Origin of the sequence: Ensifer aridi, from assembly GCF_002078505.1 — a bacterium.
In the GTDB taxonomy this organism is placed as follows: domain Bacteria; phylum Pseudomonadota; class Alphaproteobacteria; order Rhizobiales; family Rhizobiaceae; genus Sinorhizobium; species Sinorhizobium aridi.
The window spans coordinates 1-26,386 of the sequence record NZ_LUAV01000038.1 but is presented as its reverse complement, the minus strand read 5'-3'; the positions used below and the strand labels follow the sequence as shown (position 1 = coordinate 26,386).

General features: G+C 59.4%; 26 protein-coding genes and 1 pseudogene. 20 read left to right on the top strand and 7 right to left on the bottom strand.

What is annotated here, in order from left to right; translation table 11 throughout:
- The first annotated feature begins 8 nt into the window (after positions 1–8).
- The gene (locus AYK65_RS28760) at positions 9–908 is read left to right on the top strand and encodes an N-acetylneuraminate lyase (RefSeq protein WP_026614452.1); all 900 of its coding nucleotides are present in this window, start codon (positions 9–11) and stop codon (positions 906–908) included.
- A gap of 40 nt (positions 909–948) precedes the next feature.
- On the opposite strand, the gene AYK65_RS28755 is transcribed toward AYK65_RS28760, so the two are convergent.
- Positions 949–1,155 (bottom strand): hypothetical protein, encoded by a 207-nt coding sequence (locus tag AYK65_RS28755; protein ID WP_026614451.1) that lies wholly within the window; start codon positions 1,153–1,155, stop codon positions 949–951.
- 589 nt (positions 1,156–1,744) lie between these two features.
- On the opposite strand from AYK65_RS28755, the gene AYK65_RS28750 reads away from it, so the two are divergent.
- Positions 1,745–2,275 carry a c-type cytochrome gene (locus AYK65_RS28750; RefSeq protein ID WP_081162745.1) on the top strand — a complete coding sequence of 177 codons (531 nt, stop codon included), beginning with the start codon at positions 1,745–1,747 and terminating at the stop codon, positions 2,273–2,275.
- A gap of 78 nt (positions 2,276–2,353) precedes the next feature.
- On the opposite strand, the gene AYK65_RS28745 is transcribed toward AYK65_RS28750, so the two are convergent.
- On the bottom strand, positions 2,354–3,385 hold the full coding sequence (locus AYK65_RS28745) for a LacI family DNA-binding transcriptional regulator (protein ID WP_081162743.1): 1,032 nt from the start codon (positions 3,383–3,385) through the stop codon (positions 2,354–2,356).
- Between the two features lie 209 nt (positions 3,386–3,594).
- Here AYK65_RS28745 and AYK65_RS28740 point away from each other — a divergent pair, with 209 nt between their 5' ends.
- The 4 genes from AYK65_RS28740 to AYK65_RS28725 are packed head-to-tail and all read left to right on the top strand — an operon-like array spanning position 3,595 to position 7,174.
- Positions 3,595–4,686, top strand: a complete 1,092-nt coding sequence (locus tag AYK65_RS28740; RefSeq protein ID WP_081162740.1) for a fatty acid desaturase family protein — start codon at positions 3,595–3,597, stop codon at positions 4,684–4,686.
- Between the two features lie 50 nt (positions 4,687–4,736).
- Positions 4,737–5,054 carry a MocE family 2Fe-2S type ferredoxin gene (locus AYK65_RS28735; protein ID WP_026620402.1) on the top strand — a complete coding sequence of 106 codons (318 nt, stop codon included), beginning with the start codon at positions 4,737–4,739 and terminating at the stop codon, positions 5,052–5,054.
- A gap of 48 nt (positions 5,055–5,102) precedes the next feature.
- On the top strand, positions 5,103–6,329 hold the full coding sequence (locus AYK65_RS28730) for an NAD(P)/FAD-dependent oxidoreductase (protein ID WP_081162737.1): 1,227 nt from the start codon (positions 5,103–5,105) through the stop codon (positions 6,327–6,329).
- A gap of 47 nt (positions 6,330–6,376) precedes the next feature.
- Entirely contained in the window at positions 6,377–7,174 is a 798-nt protein-coding gene (locus AYK65_RS28725; protein ID WP_081162735.1) for a 3-methyl-2-oxobutanoate hydroxymethyltransferase, read from the top strand.
- 398 nt (positions 7,175–7,572) lie between these two features.
- Here the strand turns inward: AYK65_RS28725 and AYK65_RS28715 are convergent, their stop codons facing one another.
- The gene (locus tag AYK65_RS28715) at positions 7,573–8,277 is read right to left on the bottom strand and encodes an iron-containing redox enzyme family protein (protein ID WP_244560144.1); all 705 of its coding nucleotides are present in this window, start codon (positions 8,275–8,277) and stop codon (positions 7,573–7,575) included.
- A 225-nt stretch (positions 8,278–8,502) separates the two neighbouring features.
- Here AYK65_RS28715 and AYK65_RS28710 point away from each other — a divergent pair, with 225 nt between their 5' ends.
- Genes AYK65_RS28710 through AYK65_RS28695 form a run of 4 tightly spaced genes read left to right on the top strand, consistent with a single transcriptional unit; the run spans position 8,503 to position 13,751 of the window.
- Complete coding sequence (locus tag AYK65_RS28710) at positions 8,503–8,706, top strand: hypothetical protein (RefSeq protein WP_046118985.1); 204 nt, start codon at positions 8,503–8,505, stop codon at positions 8,704–8,706.
- Between the two features lie 4 nt (positions 8,707–8,710).
- Positions 8,711–9,931 carry a YcaO-like family protein gene (locus AYK65_RS28705; RefSeq protein ID WP_244560143.1) on the top strand — a complete coding sequence of 407 codons (1,221 nt, stop codon included), beginning with the start codon at positions 8,711–8,713 and terminating at the stop codon, positions 9,929–9,931.
- Between the two features lie 2 nt (positions 9,932–9,933).
- Positions 9,934–11,121, top strand: coding sequence for a TfuA-like protein (locus AYK65_RS28700; RefSeq protein WP_244560142.1), 1,188 nt, complete (start codon positions 9,934–9,936; stop codon positions 11,119–11,121).
- Entirely contained in the window at positions 11,106–13,751 is a 2,646-nt protein-coding gene (locus AYK65_RS28695) for an adenylate/guanylate cyclase domain-containing protein (protein WP_275531698.1), read from the top strand. The genes AYK65_RS28700 and AYK65_RS28695 overlap by 16 nt, the downstream gene beginning before the upstream one ends.
- 208 nt (positions 13,752–13,959) lie before the next feature.
- Here AYK65_RS28695 and AYK65_RS28690 read toward each other — a convergent pair whose 3' ends face one another.
- The gene (locus tag AYK65_RS28690) at positions 13,960–14,346 is read right to left on the bottom strand and encodes a type II toxin-antitoxin system VapC family toxin (protein WP_046118987.1); all 387 of its coding nucleotides are present in this window, start codon (positions 14,344–14,346) and stop codon (positions 13,960–13,962) included.
- Positions 14,346–14,600 (bottom strand): type II toxin-antitoxin system VapB family antitoxin, encoded by a 255-nt coding sequence (locus AYK65_RS28685; RefSeq protein WP_046118988.1) that lies wholly within the window; start codon positions 14,598–14,600, stop codon positions 14,346–14,348. The genes AYK65_RS28690 and AYK65_RS28685 overlap by 1 nt, the downstream gene beginning before the upstream one ends.
- 385 nt (positions 14,601–14,985) lie before the next feature.
- Here AYK65_RS28685 and AYK65_RS28680 point away from each other — a divergent pair, with 385 nt between their 5' ends.
- The 8 genes from AYK65_RS28680 to AYK65_RS28645 all read left to right on the top strand — a co-directional run bounded on the left by AYK65_RS28680 (position 14,986) and on the right by AYK65_RS28645 (position 22,975).
- Positions 14,986–16,185 (top strand): ABC transporter substrate-binding protein, encoded by a 1,200-nt coding sequence (locus tag AYK65_RS28680; RefSeq protein WP_046118989.1) that lies wholly within the window; start codon positions 14,986–14,988, stop codon positions 16,183–16,185.
- Positions 16,186–16,297: 112 nt separating this feature from the next.
- Entirely contained in the window at positions 16,298–17,164 is an 867-nt protein-coding gene (locus tag AYK65_RS28675; RefSeq protein WP_081163094.1) for a branched-chain amino acid ABC transporter permease, read from the top strand.
- Positions 17,165–17,168: 4 nt separating this feature from the next.
- Positions 17,169–18,155, top strand: coding sequence for a branched-chain amino acid ABC transporter permease (locus AYK65_RS28670; protein ID WP_081162728.1), 987 nt, complete (start codon positions 17,169–17,171; stop codon positions 18,153–18,155).
- 2 nt (positions 18,156–18,157) lie between these two features.
- Positions 18,158–18,937, top strand: coding sequence for an ABC transporter ATP-binding protein (locus tag AYK65_RS28665; protein ID WP_046118992.1), 780 nt, complete (start codon positions 18,158–18,160; stop codon positions 18,935–18,937).
- Positions 18,938–18,940: 3 nt separating this feature from the next.
- Entirely contained in the window at positions 18,941–19,663 is a 723-nt protein-coding gene (locus AYK65_RS28660; protein WP_081162726.1) for an ABC transporter ATP-binding protein, read from the top strand.
- An 11-nt stretch (positions 19,664–19,674) separates the two neighbouring features.
- Complete coding sequence (locus tag AYK65_RS28655) at positions 19,675–20,409, top strand: aspartate/glutamate racemase family protein (RefSeq protein ID WP_081162724.1); 735 nt, start codon at positions 19,675–19,677, stop codon at positions 20,407–20,409.
- 177 nt (positions 20,410–20,586) lie between these two features.
- Complete coding sequence (locus AYK65_RS28650; RefSeq protein WP_081162721.1) at positions 20,587–21,300, top strand: GntR family transcriptional regulator; 714 nt, start codon at positions 20,587–20,589, stop codon at positions 21,298–21,300.
- A 577-nt stretch (positions 21,301–21,877) separates the two neighbouring features.
- A complete protein-coding gene (locus AYK65_RS28645; protein WP_081162719.1) occupies positions 21,878–22,975 on the top strand; it encodes a nucleotidyltransferase family protein in 1,098 nt (365 codons plus the stop codon).
- 243 nt (positions 22,976–23,218) lie between these two features.
- Here AYK65_RS28645 and AYK65_RS28640 read toward each other — a convergent pair whose 3' ends face one another.
- A complete protein-coding gene (locus tag AYK65_RS28640) occupies positions 23,219–23,701 on the bottom strand; it encodes a methyltransferase family protein (protein ID WP_081162716.1) in 483 nt (160 codons plus the stop codon).
- Between the two features lie 293 nt (positions 23,702–23,994).
- Here AYK65_RS28640 and AYK65_RS28635 point away from each other — a divergent pair, with 293 nt between their 5' ends.
- Entirely contained in the window at positions 23,995–24,501 is a 507-nt protein-coding gene (locus AYK65_RS28635; protein ID WP_081162714.1) for a hypothetical protein, read from the top strand.
- A gap of 357 nt (positions 24,502–24,858) precedes the next feature.
- Here AYK65_RS28635 and AYK65_RS28630 read toward each other — a convergent pair whose 3' ends face one another.
- The gene (locus tag AYK65_RS28630) at positions 24,859–25,665 is read right to left on the bottom strand and encodes a hypothetical protein (protein ID WP_338031546.1); all 807 of its coding nucleotides are present in this window, start codon (positions 25,663–25,665) and stop codon (positions 24,859–24,861) included.
- Between the two features lie 244 nt (positions 25,666–25,909).
- On the opposite strand from AYK65_RS28630, the pseudogene repC reads away from it, so the two are divergent.
- Positions 25,910–26,316 (top strand): annotated as a pseudogene (gene repC / locus AYK65_RS28625) (plasmid replication protein RepC); the annotation flags it as partial.
- Positions 26,317–26,386: the final 70 nt, after the last annotated feature.

Sequence of the window (26,386 nt, the reverse complement as noted above, 5' to 3'; positions counted from 1 at the left end):
ACGGAACCATGAAACTCGAAGGGATTTATTCGGCCCTCCTTACCCCCTTTTCCGAAGACGAAGCCATCGACCGGCAGGCGATCGGGCCGCTCGTCGAGTTTCAAGTCGGACTGGGTGTCGACGGCCTCTATGTCGGCGGCAGCTCGGGCGAAGCGATGCTGCAGTCGCTCGAGGAGCGCGCGACCTGCCTCGCTGATGTCGCCGCAGCGGCGGCCGGCCGCCTCGGGCTGATCGCCCATATAGGCACGATCGCAACAAGGGACGCGCTGCAGCTTTCAGAACACGCGGCCAAAGCCGGCTACCAGGCAATCTCCGCGATCGCGCCCTTCTACTACGATTTCTCGCGGCCCGAGGTTATGGCGCACTATCGAGAGCTGGCTGACGCCTCCGGCTTGCCGCTTATCGTCTACAATTTTCCCGCCCGCGCCAGTGGCTTCACCTTGCCTGAACTGGTCGAGCTCCTCTCCTACCCCAATATCATCGGTATCAAGCACACATCGAGCGACATGTTCCAGCTCGAGCGCATCCGTCATGCAGCGCCTGAGGCTATCGTCTACAACGGCTACGACGAAATGTGCCTCGCCGGCCTGGCGATGGGGGCTCAGGGTGCGATCGGCACGACCTATAATTTCATGGGAGACGTGTTCGTTGACCTGCGAACATGCGCAGCCGAGGGACAGATCGAGGAAGCCCGACGCCTGCAGGAGATGGCGAACAAGGTGATCCAGATGCTGATCAAGGTAGGCGTTATGCCCGGTTCCAAGGCGTTGCTCGGCATTATGGGCGTCCCCTGCGGGCCTTCGCGGCGGCCCTTCCGAAAGATCGAAGCCTCGGATCTCGCGGCGCTTGGCGAAGCGATTGCGCCCGTTCTCGCGTGGCGCGAAAATCGCGCGGCGAGAGGCGCTTAGTCTACTGCCTCGCCTATCTCGGCCCGCTTTGCACATCGCTTTACGAGTGCAGGGTCAGCTTTTTCAGCAATTCCACGTCGCGTGCGCCCGATTGATAAACTGAGATCAATCTCGCTGCGAGCGCTTCCGCTTGTGCGCCGCAGTTCGGTAGTTGACGTTCTTCCAAGAGCTGTTCGAAAACCCGGCCAAGCAAATCGATCTCACCAGGGCGGAAGGACTGGGAACAGTAGTTCCAGGATATCGGCATAGCGCGCAACTCCTCAAGCGGGGCGAAAGCGCGATCATCTCCCAGCCACCGGCGCCCGGGCTATCAGCCGGTGATTGGGAGAGCCTACGCCAATCTCCGGAAATAGCGACACCGCACCGGTTGCAAATACGCTCACAGCAAAAAGAGGTTCAAGACCCGAGTGCTCGGCAAGGCGGGGCCAATAACGGAGCACGGATAGCGCAGACAGGCGCGAGGGTCTCAGAGCGGTCGGATGACCGGTTCTGGGACCCTCGCACGTCCACGGCCGCAGGGGCGGGGCTATTCATGGCCGTAGGCGCTTGCCTGTCGCACTATGTACGGAGGAAAGCATTCCGCAACGGTCCTAAGACCTCTGGCGGTATCTGTCAGACCAAGGTCCTATGAGTGAGGCGTCACTATGGGGAGGTGCACCTGCTGAGGGCCGAACTCATAAACCATTCATCCCGGGGAGCGTGGCTTCCACGCACTCGACTCCTCCAACCGCGGCTTTCGGACAATTTCTGGTAATTCGAAATAGCTAATATATGGGTCAACTTCGAAGTGATATTCAGATCGTTCAGCCCGCGAGTGATCTCTCAAGGAGGGTAAGATGGCTCGGCTAAGCCTTCCATTCACACTTCTGGCCGCTTGGGCGCTAGGCTTGCAGGCGTTTACGGCGGTCGCTGCCGATGACGCGCAGACTGCGCGCGGCGAATATCTCGTCACCATCGGTGGCTGCAACGATTGCCACACACCGGGATATTTCTTCGGAAAACCAGATAACTCGCGCTTCCTGGGTGGCTCGGATGTCGGCTTCGAAATTCCTGGGCAAGGTGTTTTCGTCGGCCGCAACATTACGCCCGACAAGGAGAGCGGCATCGGCAATTGGACCAGAGAGCAGATCGTGGCTGCAATTCAAACCGGCCGTCGACCCGACGGTCGCGTCCTAGCGCCGATTATGCCGTGGCACGCATTTGCGCATCTCACCGAAGAAGACGCTACAGCAGTTGCAGCATTCCTTCAAAGCGTGAAGCCAGTCCGTCATGAGGTGCCGGGACCGTTCAAGCCAGGCGACAAGGTCACAACCTTCATGTTCCGGATTTTGCCTCCAGGCGAAACTGCAGCCCAGGCTCCAAAATAGGTCGACGTCGCTACGAGGTCGCAGGTATGACGGCGCGCCTCGTTGCGCAAGCAGACCTTAAGGCAGCAGAAGCGGCGTTCAGATATTCTCCGGCGTATAGATATCGAACGGCAGGAAAGTCTGCCCGGGGACGCTTGCCGGGCCACGGTCGATGGCGCCGATCATCAGATTGATCGTTTCCTTTGCGAGAGTCGGGACGGGTGTTGCGACAGCCATTAGCACCGTTTCATCGGCGAGCGCTGCGCGCGACTCCGGCGTCAGTTCGTTGACGACGGCAAGCAGCTTGCCCTCCAACTTCTCTTCCCGGATCGCCGAGATCGCGCCCTCCATCCCGCCGCCGCAGACATAGAAACCGAGCAAATCCGGATGGCGCTGAATGAGGTCGAGCGTCGCCTCGTGGGTGATCTCGGGCGTGTCGAGGTTGACCATGGTGTCGAGGACCTCGAAATCCGGCGCGTTCTCACGAAAATAGGAGCGAAAGCCGATCTCGCGCAGTTCGTGTCCGTGGAAGCGGTGGCTGCCGACGAAGGCCGCGACCTTGCCCGGGCGCTTCGCCGCCTTGGCGATCATCCAGGCGGCCGTTCTTCCGACCTTCTGATTGTTGAGACCGACATAGCCTTCGCGCACGCCGGCGGCGAAATCGGAGAGCAGGGCGAAAACGGGGATGCCCCTTTCCTTGAGCTCCTCGACCGCAGCGGCGACCGCCGGATAATCGGGTGAGACGAGGGCGATCGCCTGATTGCGCGCGGCCATCGCCTTCAGTTTGTCGATGATGCCGCTCGGAGTCGAGCTCGCCGTAAAGTCCACCTGCGGTACCGCGCGGGCGTGGGTCACCGAAAGTGCCGCATTCTCGATTTCCTTTGCCACCGCCTTGTAGAAGGACTGCTCCGGCTTTTGCAGGAGAAAACCCAGGCGATATTGCGGCAGATCCTCGAAGACCCTTTGGCGCAGCAGGCCAACGGCATGATAGCCGATCGCCTTCGCCGCATCGTAAACGCGGCGGGCTGTCTCTTCGCGCACCGGATGCCGCCCGTTCAAGACGCGGTCCACTGTCGCAACGCTTACGCCCGCGGCCCGGGCGAGGTCCGCAATGGTCGGCCTCCTCGTCATGATCCCTCCCTGAAACTATTCCCTCACATCTGAGGTCATCATGCTGATAGGATTTGAGAGAATATATCATGACTGCATTGAGAAGCATCAAAAGTCAACCTATTCTCGTCTCATGGAAATGGCGCGGCGATCGGGAGAGAGCGCCGGTTTAACGCGCTACGGCAGCTTTGCGCATCTGAAAACGGTGCGGCGCCGTGGGGGAGGCAGGGATGACGACAGTTCCGACCAAACGAGATTACAGCCTGCTCGGCCGTGATGCAGAGGCGGCGGTTGCGAGTGGGCTTGCAGCGGCGGAGTGGTATCACACCGATATTCCGCGCAAGCAGATGAAGGAACTGATGAAGCGCGAGAACGGCCCCGCCATCCGCGACACCGCGATTTGGCTTGGCAGCATGGCTCTGCTCGGCGCTCTCGGCATCTATTTCTGGGGCACTTGGCTGGCCGTGCCGTTCTTCCTTGCCTATGGCGTGCTCTATGGCTCGGCTTCCGACAGCCGCTGGCATGAATGCGGCCACGGCACGGCCTTCAAGACGATGTGGATGAACGACGTCTGCTATCAGGTCGCCTGCTTCATGATCATGCGCAATCCGGTCACCTGGCGCTGGAGCCATACCCGCCATCACACCGACACGGTCATCGTCGGCCGTGACCCGGAAATCGCCGTCATGCGCCCGCCGGATCTCCTGCGGCTCATTCTCAACTTCTTTGGCATCATCGATGTATGGCATGCCGTAATCGACATGGTGCGAAACGCCTTTGGCGTCATCAGCGCTGCGGAAAAGACCTTCATTCCGGAAATGGAGCAGCCGAAGGCGATCCGCGTCGCTCGCATCTGGTTAGCCATCTACCTCGCGACGATCGGCCTTGCGGTCTATCTCGGCTCGATCCTGCCTTTGATGCTCATCGGCCTGCCGCGGCTCTATGGCGCCTGGCATCACGTGCTCACGGGCCTCCTGCAGCATGGCGGTCTTGCCGACAACGTCACCGATCATCGGCTGAACAGTCGCACTGTCTACATGAACCCGGTAAGCCGATTCATCTACTGGAACATGAATTATCACGTAGAGCACCACATGTTCCCGATGGTGCCCTATCACGCACTGCCGAGGCTGCACGCGATGATCAAACACGACCTGCCGGAAGCGAATCCGTCGATCCTTCACGGCTACCGTGAAATGATCCCCGCCTTCCTGAGGCAGTTGCGCAACGAGGATTATTTCCTGAAGCGCGAATTGCCGCCGACGGCAAAGCCCTATCGCGAAGAATTCCGCAACGACCGCGTTGTTCACGCCGCCGAGTGAGGCGTTAACCGAAACGCCAATCAAACAAACGATCGAATGGAGGAAACACGATGAGCTCGAACTGGGTCGAGGTCTGTGCGGCCGATGAAATCGATGAGGAAGACGTCATTCGTTTCGACCATGAGGGGCGCACCTTCGCCGTCTATCGCAGTCCGGACGACGAGTATTTCGCGACCGATGGGCTCTGCACGCACGAGCACATCCATCTCGCCGACGGGCTGGTGATGGACGACATCATCGAATGTCCGAAGCACAACGGCCGCTTCAACTACAAGACCGGCCAGGCCAAGGGCGCACCCGTCTGCGTCAACCTTCGGACCTATCCCGTGAAGGTAGAGGCGGGCAGCGTTTTCATCGCGATTTCCTAAGAATAGGGCGACCTGCGCGCTGGACGCGAGAGGCGAAGGGAGGAGAGCATGAGGCATATCGTGATCGTGGGGGCCGGCGAATGCGGCGCTAGGGCAGCCTTCGCCCTCAGGGAGAAGGGTTTCGACGGCGAGATCACGCTGATCGGCGCCGAGCCGCATCTCCCCTATGAGCGGCCGCCGCTTTCGAAGGAGGGACTGGCCGGAGCCGAGCAGCCGAAATATGTGGCGGGCGCCGAGCGGTATCAGGCGGCCCGGATCACGGTCTTGACCGATGCGCCGGTCGCAAGGATCGACCGCAGCGGGAAGGCGGTGAAGCTCGCCGACGGCCGTTCGGTCACTTATCACCGGCTGCTTCTTGCAACCGGCGCTCGGCCGCGGACCTTTCCGGGTGCACCTGAAAACTCCGAACGCATCCGCATGTTGAGGACGCATGCCGACGCCTTGGCGATCCGCGCCGCGCTCGCGCCCGGCCGCAAGCTCGCCGTCATCGGCGGCGGCTTCATCGGCCTCGAGCTCGCAGCGACCGCGCGCAAGCTCGACGCCGAAGTAGTGCTCATAGAAGGCCTGCCGCGCGTGCTCTCCCGTGGCGTGCCGGAGGAGATCGCAGCCGTTGTCGCCGAGCAGCACCGGCGCGAAGGCGTCGAGATCGTCTGCGGCGCGAGGATAACGGCAATCGAGGACAATGGCGCGAGTGCGTGTGTCGTCGTTGCCGACGGCCGCTGCATCGCCGCCGACCTCGTCGTCGTCGGCATCGGAGCGGTGCCGAACACCGAGCTTGCGGAAGCCGCCGGGATTGCGGTCGACAACGGCATCGCGGTCGACCGGACGCTCCGCACATCCGATCCCGACATCTTTGCCGCGGGCGACTGCTGCTCCTTCCCCCTCCAGCAGCACGGCGGACGACGCGTGCGACTCGAGGCCTGGCGCAATGCCCAGGACCAGGGGACGTTGGCCGCCGCCAATCTTATTGGCGGGGCCGAGCATATCGCGAGCGTGCCGTGGTTCTGGTCGGATCAGTATGAGCTGACGCTGCAGATCGCCGGACTTGCCGATGGCGCGGCGCTGACAGTCAGGCGCGACATGGAGGAGGGGGCCTTCATCCTCTTCCACCTAGACGGCGGCGGACGGCTGATCGCGGCAAGCGGCGTCGGCCCCGGCAATGCCGTCGCACGCGATATCCGGCTTGCCGAAATGCTGATCGCCGCCGGCGCCCGCCCGGACCCCGAGGCTCTCGCCTCCCCCGAGACCAAGCTCAAGAAGCTGCTGGCGGCCTGAGCGCCGCCACAGCCCTCCCTTTCCCCAAGCGTTCCCCGGAGAATCCGATGAGACACCGCCGTCCGACCGTTGCCGATCTCTTGTCGATGAAAGGCAAGCGTCAGCTCACGATGCTCCGCGTGGTGACGCTGGAGGAGGCCGAGGCCGCCGAAAAGGCCGGGATCGACCTCGTATCCGTCCCCCCGGCGCTGCTCGGTCTCGAATTCCGCGAGGCAGCACCCTCCGTCTTCGCCTTTCCAGGCCTTGAATATGGCGACTATATCACGGCGGAGGAATACATCGGCGCCGCTTTCAAGGCGCTGAAGGCAGGCGGCGACGCCGTCTATTGTGCCGCGAGCCTTTCGACCGTCCGGCGCATGCGCGACGAAGGCATTCCCGTCTGCGGCCATGTCGGGCTGATCCCGTCCAAGGCCACCTGGACCGGTGGCTTCCGCGCCGTCGGCAAGACCGCGGCAAGCGCCCTCGAGATCTGGCGCCAGACGAAGGCCTTGGAAGAGGCGGGCGCCTTCGCCGCCGAGATCGAGGTGGTGCCGGGCGAGGTCGCCGCCGCAATCAGCGCGCGCACGTCGATCCTGATGCTCTCAATGGGCGCGGGAACAGGCTGCGATGCGCAATATCTCTTCGCCGAGGACGTGCTCGGCTCCAACCGCGGCCACTATCCGCGTCATGCCAAGACCTACCGAAACTTCGCCGCCGAATACGAGCGCCTGCAAGAGGAGCGCATCGCCGCTTTCTCGGAATTCGCGCACGACGTGCGCTCCGGCGCCTATCCGGAAAAAGGCCATCTTGTCGGCATTGAGGAGAAAGAATTGAGCGCGTTTCTCGCAGAACTCGAACGGGGCTGAAGAGCGCGCCTTTGAGCTCACCTCCCAGTGGGGCCGCCTGGCCGCCTTGATCGAAAGGGTCGAGGCGGTCTTTTTGTGGTCGGTGGGACATCGACATCCAGCTAGGCAGCCCGTGCGATATGCCAGGGAAGCACTGACTAATCAGGGTGGAGCCGAAATTCGCAGCAGAAGTGCCAATGGCTGCTGTGCGGCAACAAACGGGCCGGTCGAATGAATTGCTTGGTCTCGTCGCGGCGTCTGCGATTCGACTTGGTTCAAGGCGAATGAACGTCGCGGTTCTGATCGAAGCTGCCATCCTAAGCGCCGGTCAAATCATGTCGTCGCAACAAATGGTCGCTGCTGACATTTACCGACACGGATGTCTGAAGCGGAGCATTGCAACGACGGAGATTTGAAAGTTAGCCGGACTTCGATCCGCTAAACAGGTCGAGGGGGCGCAGAGCTCGCACGCTTGCCGCGAGTGCATCACAGCTATGGAGCACACTCAAACCCACCATTTCCAAGTGTTTCTGATCCAACGGCAGCGTATTAAACGTCTGATCGATCTCGGCGCTATGCGTCGGATCAAGGTCTCCGTGAATTCTCAAAGTCCTGAACGTTGAATCCGGCAGGCCCGAACCATCCCGAATCTCATCAATTTTACTGTCCGCAGGAGGAAAAGCCTCGAGAACCGCAATGTATCCAAGCAGCATGAGAGGGTGATGGTGATGAACCCAATAATACTGGGTGCCGACCAATCGTGCTACTTCGACGGAAGGGGTGATGGATAGAATTCGCTCAGGATCGCATCCTGCAGCCTTCAGGTCCTCAAGTGCCCAAGTATCGTGGTGCAGTTCCTCGGAAATATGCTGCCGATAATATCCTCCTAGCAAAGCCGCAGGCTTGTCGGTTGCCTGCAGTTGATCGCATCGTTCTGCCGCCCGCTGCATGAGGGGGACCGACGCCCGCATGATTTGATGAAGCAAGACCAGGAAAGCGATCGTCATTTCCCGTTGGGGTTCGGTTCGCCAAAGATTGCTGAAAGCCGCCTGAAGAGCTGGCAAACAGAGGTCAATTCTACCCCTCACAAAGTCACTATTCGCTTGTCTTTCAAGCATATCCATAGCGACACCAATCGGTGAGTAACAAACCAAACGGCGATATCTTAGCTCATTCCAGACATGGTTCAAGTTCGACCCGGATCGTAGGCGCATAGCCCATTAGTACTAGAGAGTAGTACTGGACAAGTATGAAGCCGGTACCCTATTATTACTGACGTCAGCGGCTCACGTTTCTAAGACAGCAATCTAGCAAGCATCGAAAATTGTTCAGAGCCTGAGGAGGTCACAATGCCGGGCTTCCAGCCAAATTTCGACCGTCTGAAGAACTCCAATGTCATTCCCGACGTGGAGGAGAATATGCTCCCGCAGGCGGTGCATGACGTGATCGAAAACCTCACCGACGAAGAAATCACGGTTCTCGAAAACATTAGCAAAAAAACTGGGTCCCACATTTATCTCAACAAGGACCACTCGATCATCTGCGGATTCTGAAGTCGTGGTGTCGCCCGGCTTGCTGGAACGGTGGCCGCTGTACGACCGCCGCCGTGAGGCTTATAGCGCCTTGGAAAAGGCCAAACACAAGCTGCTCCTCAAATCGACAATCGATCAAGTCCCGATAACACGCATAGCCGACATCACATCACTCGACGTCCTGGGCACGCCTGTGTTTGCAACGGTCACTCCCCTGGCAAGAGATCTGACCACGCATCTGGGAAAAGGGGTGGACAAGGAAGCAGCTCGCGTCAGTGCCGTGATGGAGGCGGTCGAGAGGGTCTGCGCAGAGGAATTCGAGGGCGGGTGTCAGCATACCACTTATCTTGAGCTAATGTCCTCGGGTGCCCACGTTGCCGATCCTCTATCCTTCGATCTTCCCCCGCTGACCGGTTATCGTCCCGATTCGGTGTTTGAGTGGGTCCAGGGGTGGGAGTTGATCAGCGCCCTTCCGATCTGGGTTCTAGCCGATCTTGCGAGGTCTCCTGCAAAGGAAGGTGTACTGGATCAGGTCGATACCAACGGCTTGGCTGCCGGGTTCACTCGCGGCCGCGCGGTGCGCAGCGCCATTCTGGAGGTTATCGAACGGGATGCCGTCAGTCAGCATCACTTCTTTGAACAATATGGACATGATGCAGACGCCGGACCTGTGAGACGCAGGATCGATCTGGGTTCACTTCCTCCCATACCCAAGGCGCTTGCAGAGCGCGCCAAGGAAGCGAACCTGAAACTGATCCTGGAAGATCTGACGACCGATCTTGAGATACCGGTCATCTCGAGCACGCTGATTGACCCGTCCTTTTGTGGCGCCGCCGGGCCGATGCCGCTTGTCGTTGTAGGGTGGGGCGCTGACCTTCTGGCCGGGGCCGCCGTTACACATGCTATTCTGGAGTCCTTTCAATCGCGGCTCGGGGTGATCCACGGTGCCCGTGACTCTTACAACCAGGTGCCGTCCTCGCGGCGAGATACCGGACGGAAGTCTGGAAATATCGTAGCTGAGCATGACTTCGCCGCTATTCCCGACACAAACTTGCCAGACCTCGAGACTGAGATCGAATTTATCCTGGGGAGGCTAAAGTCCGTCGGACTTACGCAGGCCATAGTAATCGACATGAGTCGAAAGACCCTGGGCCTGCCTGTTGTGAGAGTACGCGTCCCCGGCCTTTCGCTCTTTACGATAGACCGCCGCCGTGTTGGCTGGCGAAGTGCAAGGCACCTGTTGTAATAATGGGCACGATGCGGATGCCGCCGGTCGTGTTTTTGGGCCCAAGCGCCCCCGCTTCGGACATCCTGTCCATTTTGCCAGATGCGATCATAAGACCTCCAGCGAGGCGGGGAGATCTCTATGCTTCTCGCATCCTGAGGCATGAGTTCTTTCTGATCCTCGACGGCGCATTTGGCAACGTCCTTTCCATTTCGCCACGGGAAGTCGTCGATGTTGTCCAGGACGGGGCGGTTGTGGTCGGCGCTTCCAGCATGGGCGCGCTGCGAGCGGCAGATTGCTTCCCCGCAGGTGTGCATGGCGCAGGAATCATATTCCGACTTTTCAAGGCTCGGGCAATATCCGCCGAGGACGAAGTGGCGGTCCTGTACCGCGAGGACAGGCCCTTTCCGCCGCTCACGGAACCGCTGATTAACATGCGGATCGCCCTGCGACGGGCTACCAGGGAAGGTCTCGTGGGAGCGTTCGAAGCCGAGGAAATCATCTCGGCGGCCCAATCGCTTCATTTTACTCTCCGGACCTGGGCCAGTGCCTATCAGAAGGCTGGGCGGCACCTCGCTGGCGAGATCCTCGACTTCTTAAATGGGATAGACACAAAGCGTGCGGACGCCGTTCAGGCCGCAAATAAGGTCTTGAAACTGTTAGAGACCGGTAGAGGTTCGTTCCGCCCGTCCAGATCACCTCAGCTATTTGGACTCTCAAGCGGTGGCAGGGAACGGTCCCCTGTTGCGCTGACTGGCGCAGATCGGCAACAAATCGAAGCGGAGTTTATCGAATGGCTTTGCTGTTCCGGGAGGGCCCATTCACGCCTCGACGATGAAATTAACTGGGTCAACGGAGAATTGACGGTGCCGACCTCGTCGGTTTGGAATATCCTTAGCGGCTCGGGCGAACTTGAGGCTGACCTGATGAGGTTCGACATCTTTCGCAGGGCTGTCTCCGAAGCTCGGCGATGTGGCCTTCGACCGGGAATCGAAGACCTCCGGCAAGCTGAACGTCAGTTGGCCAAAGCTCATGGTGTCGGCTCATGGAATGAACTCCTCATATGCAAAGGAAGCAGCTCGTCCTACGCTAAACGCCTGGGCATACATCGCACTGAACTTGCTTTGACCAAATGTCTTCGACGAACATTCTTGTTCGTAAAGGGCCGGTCAACAAAGCCGAGAGAGGTGTTGTTATGGCACCCCAAATAGAAAGCCGGCCCCAGTCGACAGGCGACAGCGTTTGCATGCTTTTCACTGACATTGAGGGCTCAACAAACCTGGTGGATTCTTATCCGGACCTCTACGATCAGATGCTCCTTCGGCACAACGAGCTGTTGCGCAACGCCATCCAATCTTATGGTGGCGAAGAAATAAACGTTGTTGGAGACTCTGTATTCGCACTCTTTCCTGCTTCCGCCCAAGGGGTCCAGGCGGCGATCGACGCACAATTTGCTCTAACCAATGAGGAATGGACTCAAGGATGCAAGCCACTGGTCCGGATGGGCCTGCATTCCGGAAAGGTGAGAAGACACGAAACAGCCGTAACCGGGATAGAAGTGCATCGTGCGGCTCGTATCGCATCGGTGGCGCACGGCGGTCAGATCGTCATTTCGAACGTTGTTCGCGATGAGATAGCAGGAGGCCCTATCGCAGCAAATGTAAAAATACGCGATCTGGGATTCCACCGCCTCAAAGACCTTCGATATCCTGAAGCGCTGTTCGATCTGGTGATCCCGGGATTACAAAGCGATTTTGCACCCATCTCATCCATCGGCGCCAATCGCACCAACCTCCCGTCCGATGTGCCAATTCTCTACGGGCGACGCTCAGAAATGGCGCGGCTCAATCGAATCCTCGCAGATAAACAGAGCCGAGTTGTTACGCTGACCGGCGCCGGCGGTGTGGGCAAGACAAGCTTGGCGATCCACGCTGGCAGATCAGCCTTAAGCTTCTTTTCACGTGGAGTGTTTTTCGTACAGCTGCGAGAAATTGACAATCCGGATCTAATAGGTTCGGAGATCTGCAAGGCCGTTGGCCTGCAGGAGGTACCCGGCATCTCTGCTATAGAAACGGTGTGCAACTCGCTGGGCGGCGCTGAGGTGTTGTTGATACTCGACACTTTCGAACACCTGGTCGAAGGTGCGCCTGACATCAATACCATCCTCACAAGATGTCCCGCCGTCACCGTTGTGATCACCAGTCGTGAGCCCCTCAAATTACGCTCGGAGACCGAATTCGTCGTACCTCCGCTCACGCCTCCCGACGAAAGCGCGAGCTTCGATGAGATTCGGGAGAACCCATCGGTGCAGCTCTTTGAGAATTTCGTGCGCCGCGAACGGCCAGACTTCAGATTGACAAACGACACACTCGCTTCGATCTCCAGAATATGCCGGAGACTTGACGGGCTACCGCTAGCGCTTGAATTGGCAGCCTCGCATGTAGGATTGCTGACTGTGGCGGAGCTGGAGGACAGGCTTGAAACGAGAATGCAAGACCTTCGAAGCAGGGCGCGGGATATTGATCCCCGTCACCGGACCCTTCGTCTGATGATCGGATGGAGCGACCATCTCCTGACGGAAAGCCAGCGCCGGGTATTTTATGCGTCGGCTGTCTTCAATGGCGGGTTCGATCTTCGTGCCATCGAATCCTTATTCAAGGACGATGCCGACGTATTCGACCACGTGGAAGCTCTTCTGGACAAGAACTTGTTGTTCAAAACGACGGCGCTGGGTCACCCGCGCCTCAACATGCTGGATACGGTTCGCGATTTTGCGCTCGATAAACTGCAAAAAACGGGCGAGTACGAATCTATGCGTATCCGCCAGGCGGACTATTTTACCGACCTTGTTCTGTCAGCCGCGCCAAACGTGACGAGGTTCAATCAGCGCGACTTTGTCGAGCATATGATGCAGGAATCTGGAAACATTCGGGTAGCCCTCGAATGGCGGATGAGGCAAACCAGCGCCCTTCAATCCGCCAAGCTCGTCGAGGCGCTGACGTGGCTCTGGATATCGAGGGGCCAGTTTTCGGAAGCGAGAACATGGTCAGATAAGGCTTTGGAGCATGCGCGGGATACGCGCGAGCCGGAGCCGCTGGCGCGGATTTTGAACTCAGCCGCATTGATCCAGTACATGTCTGGCGATCCTGAAACGGCGCGTGATTATGGCGTTGAAAGTCACCGCATCTTCTGCGAACTCGGAAATAAGGCCGGAATTGCAAATGCCGGGATTATTGCCGGCGTCGCTAAAGCCACCTCAGGCGATCCCGAGGCAGGCGGCATGTTGATCACGCAATCACTGGAACTGTCGAGGCTCATCGGCGATGACTATGGAACGGCGCTGGCACTGATTGCAATTGGGGAAGGAACCCGCGCTGAAGGGGACGAGCCTGCTGCGGAAGCCTACTATCTTGATGCCCTTAAACTCCTCGACAAATTGGGTGACACATATTGGCCTGGCCACCTGTTGCAAAACCTTGCCCATTTTAGACTGCACAGCGGTGACTGGAGGAATGCTGCAGCGCTCGCGGGCCAGGCTTTGGCCATCGGGGAGAGATATGACTATCCAATGGTAGTGAATCTTGCGATCGCAGCGATAAGCGGAGTGCTCGCAGCCAAAAAGGATTGGCAGGGTGCTGCAGAGATCATCGGGGCAGTCGACGGGCGTCTCGCGCGCATAGGAGTCCGGTTTGAGCCGACAGACGACGCCGATTTTCAAAAAATCGTGTCGGCGGTCCGCAGGGCGTTGGGAAACAAGCGATTCACCCGAAAAACCGATGACGGGGCTAGGCGCCACTGGGACGAGATACTTTCTTCATGCCGCGCTGCCGTTGCAAGTTAGGGCATAGATTGAAACACGTCTTCGGACCTGTTCAGGGGCCCCGAGAGATCCGGAGCTTGGATAAGGCAATGAAGCCCGCGTCACGACTTGGCTTGGCTGCCGCAAAGACCTCATCGATCGAAAGCTTCCGATCGCGGCGGGCGGGCGGTCGGTCGTCCGTCAGACCATCACGCTCCTTCTGACGGCTGCCGGTGCAACGGATGCAATGTCATGCCGTCTCGATGTCTGTGCGCGAGAAATCATCGCCTTTGTAGAGCAGCGGTTCACTGCGTGTTTTGGCAAGCGCATAAGAGAAACAGTCCCCATAGTTCAGACCTGCCGGATGTCGGCCCTTGCCGTAGGTGCGCCAGGCTCGCCTTGCTACGGCGATCTGTTCCGCGTCGACGGCGACGATTTCGACGCCCGCCTTATAAAGCCACAGGTCGAGCTCTGCGGCACCTGCCTCACCGAGGCGAGCCTCAATGACGATGGCGAGTTCGAGGACTGTCGCGGCCGAGATGAAACGCCCTGCAGCGTCCACGACTTTTTGCTCGTACGTTTCTGCTTCCGGCTCGTTGAACGCGATTGCAACGATAGCGGACGTGTCGATGACCATCAGCTGGGGAGTCCATTTTCGTCATACCCCAAAATCTCGTCGGCAGAGCGGTTGTCGAGCACCCGCAGCTTCGCCCAGCGTCTTCGGCTGGCGGCAAGCTCCTCGAGAAGAACATCGCGATTCCCCGCGTTTACGAGGCGCCGCAGCCGCTCTTCCAGCGCACGGCGGGTGGCCATGGTAATGGTTTCGCCGGTCTTCTCAGCCAGTGCCTTGGCAAGGCGTTCCGTCTCTAGATCTTTGATGCTGAGCGCCATTTTAGGTTCCTTGGTTCCTAGTTGTCCATATTCTACCTAGTGTGGGCGCAGGTGCAAGCGCTCCTGCGCTGGCTGCGACCTCCCGCGGACTCCGCTCATCCCGCCTGGTAAGCGGTTTGAGGTGCAAAATCCGTCACTATCGATACCTCTTGGACACTTCATGCGGATGTTCTCGCGTGTACTCAAAGACCGCATGTATCAAGGGGAACCAGTGATGATTATGTCCGGGGGGCAGCGAGAGGCGTCCTGCCAGTCATACGGAGAAAACGTGGGGCTTCGAGTTTTGTATACAAAAAGCTGCTGTAATGTTGACAAGAGTGTTTTTTAGGGCTTCCCTTATCTATCCGCATCGCGAAAGCGCCGGATCCAAGGGATGGGGAGTGAGATGATCAACAGACGCTTGACATTGAAATCGCTGGCGCTCGGCGCCGTTTCATTCCTGGCAGTCGCGGCGGGAGGAGCCTTTTCCGCGCATGCCGAGAACAAGGAACTCAAGATAGGTTTCGTCGGTGTAACCAGCGGTCCCGCCGCAGCCTGGGGGACGTCCAACGTACGTTCGATGCAGACGCGGGCCGACTGGCTGAACGAGACTGGCGGCGTGAAGATCGGCGACGACACCTATAACATCACCATCGTTACCTTCGACGACCAGAAGGATCCGAAGCGCGCCATTGCCGGCATGGAGAAGATGGCGCAGGAAGGCATCCATTACGTTGTTGGACCCAATGTGGATGACGGCGCAGCCGCCGTTCGCCCCGTGGCCGAATCCAAGGGGATTATATATTTTCCTTATGCCTTCCCGAAGGCGCTCTACGCGCCGCCGGCATCGAATGCCGTACTTGGCATGGTTGCCAACTATCAGTCAGGCCCAGCCATCTACAAATATCTTAAGGAAAACAAGGGTGTGAAGAAGGTGGCATTTATCGCCGCCAATGAATCGGATCCGCTCAGCCAGCGTGACAGCGGCGTAGCCGCCGCGAAGGAACTCGGGCTCGAAGTGGTCGCAGAGAAGGATACCTACCAGAACGACACCCGCGATTTTACACCGGTCCTGACACCTATCGTGCAGTTGAAGCCGGATCTCCTCGTCCTATCTGGTGTGGCGCCTGCCAACGCGCCGCTGCTGATCCGCGCCGCCCGAGAACTTGGCTATGAGGGCCTGATTTCGGCGGAGACGGCCCAGGACGCCACCGTCCTGCAGGAGGGCGCGGGCGAACTTGCCAACGGCTTCATTTCCGTCGGCGGTGCCTCGACCCCGGAAATCCGCACGCCGGTGATGGAGGAGTTCATCGAACGCTACACCAAGAAGTTCGGCGAATATAACGACGAGTCCAACACTAAGGTCTATGCACTCGAATACATCATCGAAACGCTGAAGGCGAACCCGAAGGCGATCGACAATGTCGAGGAATTCAAGAAGACCATGGACACCTTCTCGGCGCCCAATCCCTATGCCAAGGACAGCACGCTGAAATATGTCGGCATGACCTCCTTCGGCCAGAAACGGCAACTCTCCGTCCCGATGGTGGTGACCGAATTCAAGGATGGCGAATTCCAGACGCTGTTCGTCGGCGAAGTGGACTGATGTTCGCTTGCTGACGAACGCAAGGGGCGCGGCCGAACGTCTTCCAGCCGCGCTCCGACAGCCTCAATCGAAGTTCGGCAAGCCGAACCCGCACACCGCTGGATCCGCCGCCATGGAACAGGTGATTGCCAACGGGCTTTATCTCGGCGCCCAGTACGCGTTGATCGCGCTCGGGCTGACGCTGATCTTCGCCCTTATGAACGTGCTCAATTTCGCGCACGGGCAGATGTATGTATTGGGCGGCTTCGTCACCTACTCGGTTTACGGCCAGCTCAAGCTCCCCTTCGTCGTCGCGCTGATCTGTTCGGGGGTGACGCTCGCGGTCATCGGCGCGCTTTTGGAAAAGTTTCTCTTCCGGCCGGTCATCCGCCGCAGCAAGCGCGAGGAAAGCACGATGCTGCTTGCGGCCGCGACGGCGTTTTTCCTCGATGCCGTCATACTGCTGCTCTTTGGTGAGAAGCAGCGCGGCGTGCCGAAGATCATCAGTGGCGTCTTCATTTCCGACCGGGTGATCCTGCCCTACGATCGCATTGTCGTCGGCGTCGTCGCGATCCTGATGATTGCCGCCTTCATGCTCTTTATGCAGTACAGCAAGCCCGGTCGCGCCATGCGGGCGCTGGCGCAGGATCGAGTCGCCGCCCAGTTGATGGGCGTCAAGGTCGAGCGCTATTCGTTGATCGGCTTCGCGCTCGGGGCCATGCTTGCCGGTGTCGTCGGCGGGTTGCTCGTCAGCATCACCGGCGTCAATTCCGGCATCGGCGGACCGATATCAATCAAGGCCTTCCTGATGGTGATGATCGGCGGCGCCGGCGTCGTCGGCGGCGCGATCGCCGGCGGCTTCATTCTCGGCATGATGGAATCAGTTGGTCTCACCGTGCTGCGCGAATATGGCGACGTCACCTACCTCGTCATCTTCGCGCTGCTGATGATCTTCCTGAGCATCCGCCCCCACGGGCTGATGGGAAAGCCGTGGGGCTGATCTCATGCGCAAGACTTCAACCGCCACCCTCAAGATCATCTCGGCAGCGCTCTTCCTCATCGCCCTGCTCGTGGCCGTGCCGCTGCTGATCAACGCCACTGGGCGAAGCGATCTCTATTACACCCTCACGTCGGTAGCGCTGCTCAGCATCATCAGCGCAGGCGTGTGGATCACCTTCTATATCGGCCGCATCAATATCGGCCAGGGCGCCTATGCGCTGCTGGGGGGGTATGTCTCAGCCATTCTGGTGACGAATTACGGCATGTCTTTCTGGCTGACCCTGCCATTGGCCGGCCTTTTCTGCGCTGCCGCGAGCGTGCTTATTGGCCTGCCCATATTGCGCCTTCGCGGCGTCTACTTCGCCATGGTCACATTGGTTTTGACCGAAGTCGCCCGCCTCCTCGCCCTTGCCCTGCCGATTACGAACGGCGCCAGTGGCATCGTCAGCATTCCGCTCCCGACCGGAATCAGCCTTTTCGGCGTCACGCTCGTTCCAGACTTCGCGACGCTCGCCAATCCTCGCCTCGCCTTCTACATCGTCGCCGTCCTGCTGATGGCGCTGTGTTTCCTGGGTTTGTACCGGCTCGCGCATTCCCGCATCGGGCAACTCTGCCAGTCGCTGCAGCAGAACGAGGAACTCGCCTCGTCGATCGGCGTCAACATCGCCTATCTACGCGTCATCGCCTATGCGCTCTCTTCCTTCCTCGGCGGTGTCGGGGGAGCGATGTTCGCGTCGATTTCCCAGTCTATCTATCCGTCGAGCTTCACCGTCGCGGATTCCGTCAACTTCATGCTCAACTGCTTCCTCGGCGGTCTCGGTTACGTGCTCGGCCCGATGATTGGCACCTTCGTCCTCTATTTCGGCTGGGATCTGCTGTTCCAGACAGGCGAGTTCCAGCTCCTGATCTTCTCGACCGTGCTGATCTTGCTAATGCTGGTGCTGCCGAACGGGCTTCTGAGTCTAGCCCTGCCGCGCAAGAGGAGGGTCTAACGGTGCCGGACACCCTGGAAATCCTCGGCCTCACGAAGCGTTTCGGCGGCCTCGTTGCGGTGAACAACGTATCCTTCAGCGTCCGAGAACGCGAGATTCTCTCGGTCATCGGGCCAAATGGCGCCGGCAAGTCGACGCTGTTCAAGCTGATCTCCTCCTTCCTGAGGCCGACCGGCGGCGAGGTGCGCTTCAAGGGAGAGCGCATATCCGGCCTCGCGCCGCACATCACCGCCCGCAAGGGAGTCGTGCGGACATTCCAAGAAACGACAATCTTTAAGAACATGACCGTGCGCGACAATGTCGTGACGGCGCATCATCTGCGTTCGCGCGCAAGCCTTGCCGGCTTCTACTTCGGCAGCAGCACGGCAAGGAGCGATCTCGATTCCTTCGGCGCATCGGCGGACGAGATCCTCGCCTTCCTCGGTTTGGACGCGACGAGCAACGAGATCGCCAGCAACCTGCCTCACGGTCATCTACGCGCTCTGGGCATCGCGATCGCGCTGGCCACCGATCCTTCCATCATTCTCCTTGACGAGCCCTTTGCCGGCATGAACCACGAGGAGACCCGGCGTGCATTGGAGATCGTGCGGAAGCTCCGCGAGCGCGGCATCACGGTGCTTCTGGTCGAGCATGACATGCCGGCGGTCATGAACATATCCGACCGCATCGTCGTGCTCAATTTCGGCCAGAAGATCGCTGAGGGCACGCCGGCGGAAATCCAGCAGAACCCCAAAGTCATCGAAGCCTATCTCGGCGCCGAAGACGAATCGATCGGATTGTAGGTCATGGAACCACTGCTGAAATTCGATGGCGTCGAGCTCTATTATGATCATGTCTATGCGCTGAAGGGCGTCTCGATCGAGGTCCACGAAGGCGAGACCGTTGCGCTGATCGGCCCCAATGGCGCGGGCAAGTCGTCGATCCTGCGCGCCATTACTGGTCTGAGAAAGATCCGCACCGGCCAGATCCACTACCGGGGCAAGCGCATCGATGGTGTCGCTCCCGACGAAATCGTCCGTCTGGGCATCTCCATGGTCCCCGAGGCGCGCCGCGTCTTCCCCTACATGACCGTGCGCGACAACCTGCTGATGGGGGCCTTCACCCGCACAGACAAGACCGAGACCCAGCAAAGCATGGAGATGGTGCTGACCCGCTTTCCGCGGCTCAAGGAGCGCTACTCTCAGCAGGCCGGAACAATGAGCGGCGGCGAGCAGCAGATGCTGGTCATCGGGCGGGCACTAATGGCGCGCCCACGCCTTCTGCTGCTCGACGAGCCGTCGCTCGGTATCGCGCCAAAACTCGTGCAGGATATCGCGCGCTCGATCGTGGCGATCAATCGCGACGAAAAGGTCAGCGTCCTTCTGGTTGAACAGAACTCGCGCATGGCGCTGCGCATCTCCAAACGTGCCTATGCGCTGACGACCGGTCAGGTGGCAATCAGCGGCAACTCGTCGGACCTGCTGACCGACGAACGGGTCAGGCATCTCTATCTCGGCGGTGAATTCTAGGCGGACCGACAATGCGCATACTCGTCATCAACCCGAACACGACCGCTTCGATGACCGAAAAGATCGGCAAGGCGGCAAAGGCTGCGGCGTCGCCGACCACCGAGATCGTGGCGGTCAACCCGCAAGACGGGCCGCCGAGCATCGAGGGTTATTACGACGAGGTTTTCGTCGTTCCGGGCATCATCGCCGAAATGGCGAAGGCGGGTGCGGTGGACGCCTACGTGATCGCCTGTTTCGACGACACAGGTCTCGACGCGGCACGCTGCGCCACCGAGATGCCGGTGATCGGCATCGGTGAAGCGGCCTTCCATCTCGCGACGCTGATCGCCGGCAAGTTCAGCGTCGTTACGACACTTGCGCGCTCGATACCGGCGATCGAGCATAACCTCGCAAAATACGGCCTCGCTTCCCGTTGTGCCAACGTTCGTGCCTCCGATGTCGCGGTACTCGACCTCGAACTGCCGGGCTCCGACGCGCGCAGCCGAGTCTCCGCCGAAATCGCCCGCGCGATCGCCGGGGACAGGGCCGAAGCCATCGTACTCGGCTGCGCTGGTATGGCCGATCTCGCCCACGCGCTCTCGCTCGAACATGGTGTGCCAGTGCTCGACGGCGTTGCCTGCGCGGTCAGGCTTGCCGAAACGCTTTCGGCACTCGGCCTCAGGACATCGAAGATCGGAGGCTACGCCGCGCCGCTTGCCAAACGCTATGCGGGGTACTATGCGCCGTGGTCTCCGAAGGCGCGGTGAGCAGGCATGGGTGATTTCCGCGAGGTGCGATCGAGCGTAAGGCCCCCTCGTAGAGACCTGGGCCGCCAATGCGTACTGTCCAAAGTGCGCAGCGCCGGATGGCTTCGTAATAGGCGCAGGAAATGGCGCACGAGCGCGTTTGAAGGCGTTTTTGTGCGCGCGCAACCGACATAAGTGATGAGCATGTTGAAGACTCTTATGCCCGAAAACGATCGCAAGAAGCCGGCCCAGCGCTGGTCGCCGATCTATCACAACCTTCGCGACGCAATTGTCAGCCATCGCCTGACTCCGGGTACCAAACTGCCAGAAGACGAACTGGCCTCTATCTATTCGGTGAGCCGTACGGTCATTCGAGCCGCCCTCCAGGCGCTTGCGCATGACTGGCTAATTCGACTGGAACCTAATCGCGGCGCGTTTGTCGCGCAGCCCTCAACAAAGGAGGCGCGCGAGGTCTTCGAAGCCCGCGCCTTAATCGAGCCGAGAGTGGCGGCGCTCGCTGCAAGGATTGCCAAGCCCGGAGATGTGCGGCTGCTGCGCAGTCACCTTGAGAGGGAGCATGAGGCATTGCATGCCGGACGCGACAGCGATGCCATCATGCTCTCCGCCATGTTTCATGTCGGCATCGCCGAGATTGCCGATCAGTCCGTCCTGACAGGCTTTGTCCGCGATCTTGTTTCACACTCCTCGCTGATTATCGCACTTTATTGGAGGCGCCGGGATACCACGTGCGAAAGCCACGCACACCACGCCCTGGTCGACGCCATTGAGGCCAATGATCCTGACAAAGCGGCGCAACTGATGAAGGATCATCTTTTCGATCTCCTCTCCGGACTCGACCTTCAACGACCGGAGCCCAAACCGGAAAACCTTGCCGATGTCCTGCGCGGATAGCTTCGATCTGGACGCCGGAACATCAAGCTGCTTCGGCGAGTCCTGATCACATCAGCGGCATCGCCGCATCGACCAGGGATTCCCCTTATCGTCTTCCGCAGAAGGTCGCGAGCGCGCCCGGAGGATACGCGGGGGTCAACCTGAACGTTTTCGCGATACAGACTGTTCGCCTAGGTCCCAATCAAATCAGCCCCGTTAAAAGCCATTCTTCGTCGCCTACCTCATTTAGCACAACGAGTTCCGACAGCATCCGGGTGCCGACATCGCGCATTGAGACCGCGTGCTGCGCCGTCTCAATGCAGGAGGCGAGGGGCGGGAAACGCTTCGCAATCTACAGGGCAGCCGCTGGCGGACCGAACTCATGCAGCGGATCTGGTTGCGCTATGGCGTCCCGAACAGCTGCTTGACCTCATTGACGGCGATGTTCCCGTTCCATGCTTACAAAAACGCATAATGCATCACCGGGAAGCCGATCACGTTATAAGATTTTCACGATCGTCTTATAGTGGGCGGCCCTTGCCAGCGAATCGAGGTGGAGTTATAAGAAAATTGCATAGATCTTATAGCGAGCTTGCTGATGAAGACGATCGACCTGATGTACCGAACAATGTTCGCGGAGCTCGTTCAGCGTAGCCTCGATGCGTCGTTTGAGACAGATTTCTCCACGTCGGGCAATTTCGTCCGGGTTCCTGTGAAGGGAAGATATTACTGGTATTTCGAGGAGACCCAGCCAAAGAAAACACGCAAATATATCGGTCCGGCAGATGATCCGGAGATTGCAAGACGTGTGGAGAGCTTCCAGAACATCAAGGATGATTTGCGCGGCCGTCGAAAACTGGTGTCGACCCTGATCCGCGAGGCAGGGCTGGCAGGTCCCGACCGGTTCACGGGAGACGTGGTCGCAGCCATGGGGGCAGCCGGCGTCTTCCGACTACGCGGTGTTCTCGTCGGCACGGTCGCATTCCAGACCTATGCCGGACACCTGGGTGTCCGGCTGCCCGGAGCCTCATTGCAGACCGGAGACGCCGATTTCGCTCTGCATTATTCAGTGTCCTCGACCGTCGAAGACAGCCTGCCGCCCGTCATCGACATTCTGAAGAGCGTTGACGCCAGTTTCAGGGCGATACCACATCGATCAGACCCGCACAGGATCACGCAGTTCGAGAATGCCGCCCGATACCGGGTCGAATTCCTTACACCCAATCGGGGTTCCGATGATTATGCCGATCATGCCAGCCCGATGCCCGCTCTTGGCGGGGCGGCGGCTCAGCCACTGCGTTTTCTCGATTTTCTGATCCATGAGCCCGTCCGGACTGTCATGCTGCATCGCTCGGGTGTTCCCGTGATCGTGCCATCGCCGGAGCGCTATGCCGTGCACAAACTGATCGTCGCCTCGCGCAGGCAGTCGGATGTAAACGGCATCGCGAAACGGGAGAAGGACGTGTATCAGGCCAGCCTCCTGATTGAGGCGCTGGAGGCCACACGCCGACAAGAGGAACTCGCGGAGGTCTTTGCCGAAGCTTGGGGCAGAGGTCAGAGCTGGCGCGCCGCGATCCAGAAGGGCCTTAGCCTGCTTCCGGAAAAACGAAAGGCAGCGGCCGTTCTAAGTCTTGGAGACGCCCTGTCATCAATTGGAGCGGAACTCGAAGGCTTCACCGACGCCGCCGTTAAATAGCAGATAAGCTCGTTGGCGGGTTTTTGGCTGCGTTTCCCCTTTGCATGAATGGCATTGCTGCGATTGTAGACTCAGAAGCGACGGATGCACAGTTGACCCCCGAGGGCGACGGTCGCATGGGCCATCCATCGATCGTCGGGTGGGTGGACAGGGGAAGTCGGACGACGGGAGCTGAATGGGCATGATGCGCCAAGTTCTGACCTTGAAGCCGCCACGGGGAGGCTTTGGGCGTCCGACTGCTGATCAGGGTAAGGTGACCGCGGCCAACAAATAGCCTTGGCTGTGGAGGTACTCGAAAAACTCGGAAACCGGCACGAGCGCCACGATGAAGAGCGCGTCGCGCACAGTCACTCGTAGCGCTCTGGGCGAAAAGTTCCGTTCCGGCCCCCATTGGAAACCTGAAAAGTCCGGCCAGAACAGCGGCGTGCAACGGGCGTAGTCGTCGAAGTCCTTACCGAAGACATGCGATAGATATGCCGCCTCTCGGTTCGCGGTGTACAAGAAAATGAAATACGCCAGAATTGTGAAGGATGCCGCTACCAGAATTGAACCGAAGACCAGCCCAACTCCGAAGATCGCCAACAGAGAAAAGAAGTAAAGCGGGTTGCGGGTGATCGAATAAGGGCCTTGGGTCACGAGCTCGGAATTCTTTCTTCCGCCTACGTAGAGGATCGACCAAATCCGCCCGATTACCCCAACGAGGATTATAAATGTTCCTCGCGGCACAGATGGATTTTCCTACCGAAGGTCATGCGGCGAGCGGCGCCGCGCCTAAGCAATCGGCTGGTAACTTTGGCTGCGCTGTGTGATTCCACAAGGCCTTATACCCGATCGCGTCAACGAGGCGCGCGAGAGCGACGGGGGTGCTTCCGGACCGGTTCGGGGGGGCAAATCATCAAGCCCGCTTAGTCCCGTCCTTTCTGACGAGTAGGCGAGGCCCGCAACAAAACCAAATAAAACCAAACACACTCTTGTACGGGCAAAGGCTAGATTCTTCGTCTCCGTATGAGGAACTCGCCATGTCTTTGGAAGCCATTCGTCCCAACAAAATCCTTGTGTTTCTGCCCAAGGCGGCGGCCAATATGATCGCCACGAAACTGGCGGAGCGTGGGCATGAGTCGATCGCAGTGTCGACGGTGCCGGAAGTCTTTGATGCACTCCGTTCCGATAATTGCTCCTTCGCCGTAACGACGCGACCGGAGATCGATCTCCTGCGCAGCCTGCGCCCGATACCTGTCGTCAATCTTGAGATTTTCTTCCACGCAGAGCCTTCCGGCGACGGTCCACTGACAATGTCCAAAAGGTTCGACGGAAGCGCATTTATGAAACGGATCGAGTTCCTTGCTCAGCCTACGGATAGCAGAGCTGGGCCTGCCGACGTCGAGCAGGCAAAGAGCGAAGGCATGCGACGACGCAGAGCGCCCCGATGGTGGATCGCGGCAAAGGTTATGTTGGGTTTGCCGCGTCAGCGAGAAGGATTGAAAGATGTTCGTTCCTCAGAGGCTTCCGGAAGCCCCCGCGACTAGATCATTTCATTGTTTCATTGAAACGGTGGAGTAATCTAGCTCTACGAAACTCCGCAATTCCGGACGGAAAACCGCTACGCACCGCACTCGCACTCGAAAGCCGATAGCGCCTTTTGAGGTACAGTCGCGTTTATGTCGGCTGCCCAACGAACCGTTGCAGTGACGATCCGGACCTTATCTGTGTTGTGCGACACGCGCGCGAGGCAGGATGGTGGCGAAAGCAAAAAAAGGCTCTGCGCACGGCCGATTTCCGCGCAAAGCGGACTCTCGATAATCGTCGCGGGACTGTCTCCTATGGGTCCCGCAGCAGACGATTTTTGCTGCCGCCGCCGCGGTGCATGCCCTCGAATGACCGGTCTACGGCAGGGAAAGTTCGGGACGCTTGCGCTTCCTGCGATGACGTCCCAGGGAGTGGTGTAGCAGTCGGCAGCTAGCCGTTCTTCCGGCAGGAGCCCGGGGGGGTCGGCTTGCCACGGCGGGCAGGCTGAAGTCGGCGTCGTTGTCGACGTGCAGTATTTCCGGCAGACCGGCGACGGGCCACGCCTCGGTGATCTCGCGCTCCCGCAACCAAGCCGATTTGTCGAAGACGGAGTGCAACACGCATAGACTGGTCGACAGCCGGGAAGGTGCGCCCATCGTCAAGTAAAATCCCGTCACCATACGGCTGCAGACATCCATCGCCAGCGTCAGCCACGGGCGGCAGATCGGCTGCCGGGTTTCCCCGTCAACGACGAAGATATCCGCCTTCGTATGGTCGACCTGAACGACCTGCAAAGGCCGGGAGGCGGCAAACACCCCAGTAACCGCCTGTGTCTGCTTCACGGTCTCGTTTTCGCCGCGCCGTTTGGCGCGCTTCTGCAGGTCGATCTCTTCGACTCGAGCATTGATCGTTCGGCGATGCGGCGGCTTGAGCCCGGCCGAGATGCAGTTCGTTTGCACATCCCGGACCAACTGCGAAACGGTCGGACGGTTTCGCGTCAGGTAGTATCGGCTGATCGTCGTACGGATGATCTCTTCCCGCCTGTCATCCAGCGCCCGGTGGCCCTCTGGTCGGCCCCGCTTGCGGTCCACCAGCGACATGACCGTCCCACCGGTCCGAAACAGCTTGATAAGGCGGTACGCGGTTGCCTGACTGATTTCGAGCTCGGTCGCAAGCAGTGCCACATCTCCGGCTGTCATCTTGCCAGTCCGGTGCTTCAGGAATTCCCGAATTGCGTCTGCGCGCCGGCGAGCTTCATCCCAAGCGCTTCGTCGACCTCGTCGGGAAATGGGTCACTCATTGCAGAAACACCGTCGATTACGTCGACCGCCTGATTCTCACATTAAGTGACAAAATCCAAGTTGGATTCTCAAGTTAAGTGCCCATTCTCAAATTAAGTGCCATGGCAACCCGTTTAAATGCCAAATGACATCTGGAACCGAGCAGGGCGCGAAGTCGAACCAGACCAGCCGGCCGCCTAGCGAGCCGATAAAGGCATTCCCGTCTGGTATGGTGCTGAAGGCTTGCCCAGAGATCAACGATTATGGGCCGGGCGGCGCGGTTGGCAGCTGGCGCGACCTGATGTCGGCGGCGGTCGTCGTTCGATCGATGCTGGGGGTCAGCCCGTCAGCCTATCAGGACGCCTGCGAGGTCATGGGCAGCAGAATGCCGCGGTTGCTGTCGCCTGCATCCTCGAAAGGGCAGGGCATATCAACAATGCCGGCGGCTACCTGCGTGATCTCACGCGAAAGGCGGCGCGCGGCGAGTTTTCGCTCGGGGCGATGCTAATGGCCCTGATGCGGGCGAATGCGTCGGCCGGGCGGAAGGCGTCATGACTGAGGCTAGATGCCTGCCCGCGGAAGGTGAACCAAGGCAGTCGTGTCTCAGGTGATCAGCCGCGCCGCT

Excerpts from the sequence above, each read along its gene's own strand:
- AYK65_RS28760 (WP_026614452.1), top strand. The coding sequence starts at position 9 with ATGAAACTCGAAGGGATTTATTCGGCCCTCCTTACCCCCTTTTCCGAA.
- AYK65_RS28755 (WP_026614451.1), bottom strand. The coding sequence starts at position 1,155 with ATGCCGATATCCTGGAACTACTGTTCCCAGTCCTTCCGCCCTGGTGAG.
- AYK65_RS28750 (WP_081162745.1), top strand. The coding sequence starts at position 1,745 with ATGGCTCGGCTAAGCCTTCCATTCACACTTCTGGCCGCTTGGGCGCTA.
- AYK65_RS28745 (WP_081162743.1), bottom strand. The coding sequence starts at position 3,385 with ATGACGAGGAGGCCGACCATTGCGGACCTCGCCCGGGCCGCGGGCGTA.
- AYK65_RS28740 (WP_081162740.1), top strand. The coding sequence starts at position 3,595 with ATGACGACAGTTCCGACCAAACGAGATTACAGCCTGCTCGGCCGTGAT.
- AYK65_RS28735 (WP_026620402.1), top strand. The coding sequence starts at position 4,737 with ATGAGCTCGAACTGGGTCGAGGTCTGTGCGGCCGATGAAATCGATGAG.
- AYK65_RS28730 (WP_081162737.1), top strand. The coding sequence starts at position 5,103 with ATGAGGCATATCGTGATCGTGGGGGCCGGCGAATGCGGCGCTAGGGCA.
- AYK65_RS28725 (WP_081162735.1), top strand. The coding sequence starts at position 6,377 with ATGAGACACCGCCGTCCGACCGTTGCCGATCTCTTGTCGATGAAAGGC.
- AYK65_RS28715 (WP_244560144.1), bottom strand. The coding sequence starts at position 8,277 with ATGGATATGCTTGAAAGACAAGCGAATAGTGACTTTGTGAGGGGTAGA.
- AYK65_RS28710 (WP_046118985.1), top strand. The coding sequence starts at position 8,503 with ATGCCGGGCTTCCAGCCAAATTTCGACCGTCTGAAGAACTCCAATGTC.
- AYK65_RS28700 (WP_244560142.1), top strand. The coding sequence starts at position 9,934 with ATGGGCACGATGCGGATGCCGCCGGTCGTGTTTTTGGGCCCAAGCGCC.
- AYK65_RS28695 (WP_275531698.1), top strand. The coding sequence starts at position 11,106 with ATGGCACCCCAAATAGAAAGCCGGCCCCAGTCGACAGGCGACAGCGTT.
- AYK65_RS28690 (WP_046118987.1), bottom strand. The coding sequence starts at position 14,346 with ATGGTCATCGACACGTCCGCTATCGTTGCAATCGCGTTCAACGAGCCG.
- AYK65_RS28685 (WP_046118988.1), bottom strand. The coding sequence starts at position 14,600 with ATGGCGCTCAGCATCAAAGATCTAGAGACGGAACGCCTTGCCAAGGCA.
- AYK65_RS28680 (WP_046118989.1), top strand. The coding sequence starts at position 14,986 with ATGATCAACAGACGCTTGACATTGAAATCGCTGGCGCTCGGCGCCGTT.
- AYK65_RS28675 (WP_081163094.1), top strand. The coding sequence starts at position 16,298 with ATGGAACAGGTGATTGCCAACGGGCTTTATCTCGGCGCCCAGTACGCG.
- AYK65_RS28670 (WP_081162728.1), top strand. The coding sequence starts at position 17,169 with ATGCGCAAGACTTCAACCGCCACCCTCAAGATCATCTCGGCAGCGCTC.
- AYK65_RS28660 (WP_081162726.1), top strand. The coding sequence starts at position 18,941 with ATGGAACCACTGCTGAAATTCGATGGCGTCGAGCTCTATTATGATCAT.
- AYK65_RS28655 (WP_081162724.1), top strand. The coding sequence starts at position 19,675 with ATGCGCATACTCGTCATCAACCCGAACACGACCGCTTCGATGACCGAA.
- AYK65_RS28650 (WP_081162721.1), top strand. The coding sequence starts at position 20,587 with ATGAGCATGTTGAAGACTCTTATGCCCGAAAACGATCGCAAGAAGCCG.
- AYK65_RS28645 (WP_081162719.1), top strand. The coding sequence starts at position 21,878 with ATGAAGACGATCGACCTGATGTACCGAACAATGTTCGCGGAGCTCGTT.
- AYK65_RS28635 (WP_081162714.1), top strand. The coding sequence starts at position 23,995 with ATGTCTTTGGAAGCCATTCGTCCCAACAAAATCCTTGTGTTTCTGCCC.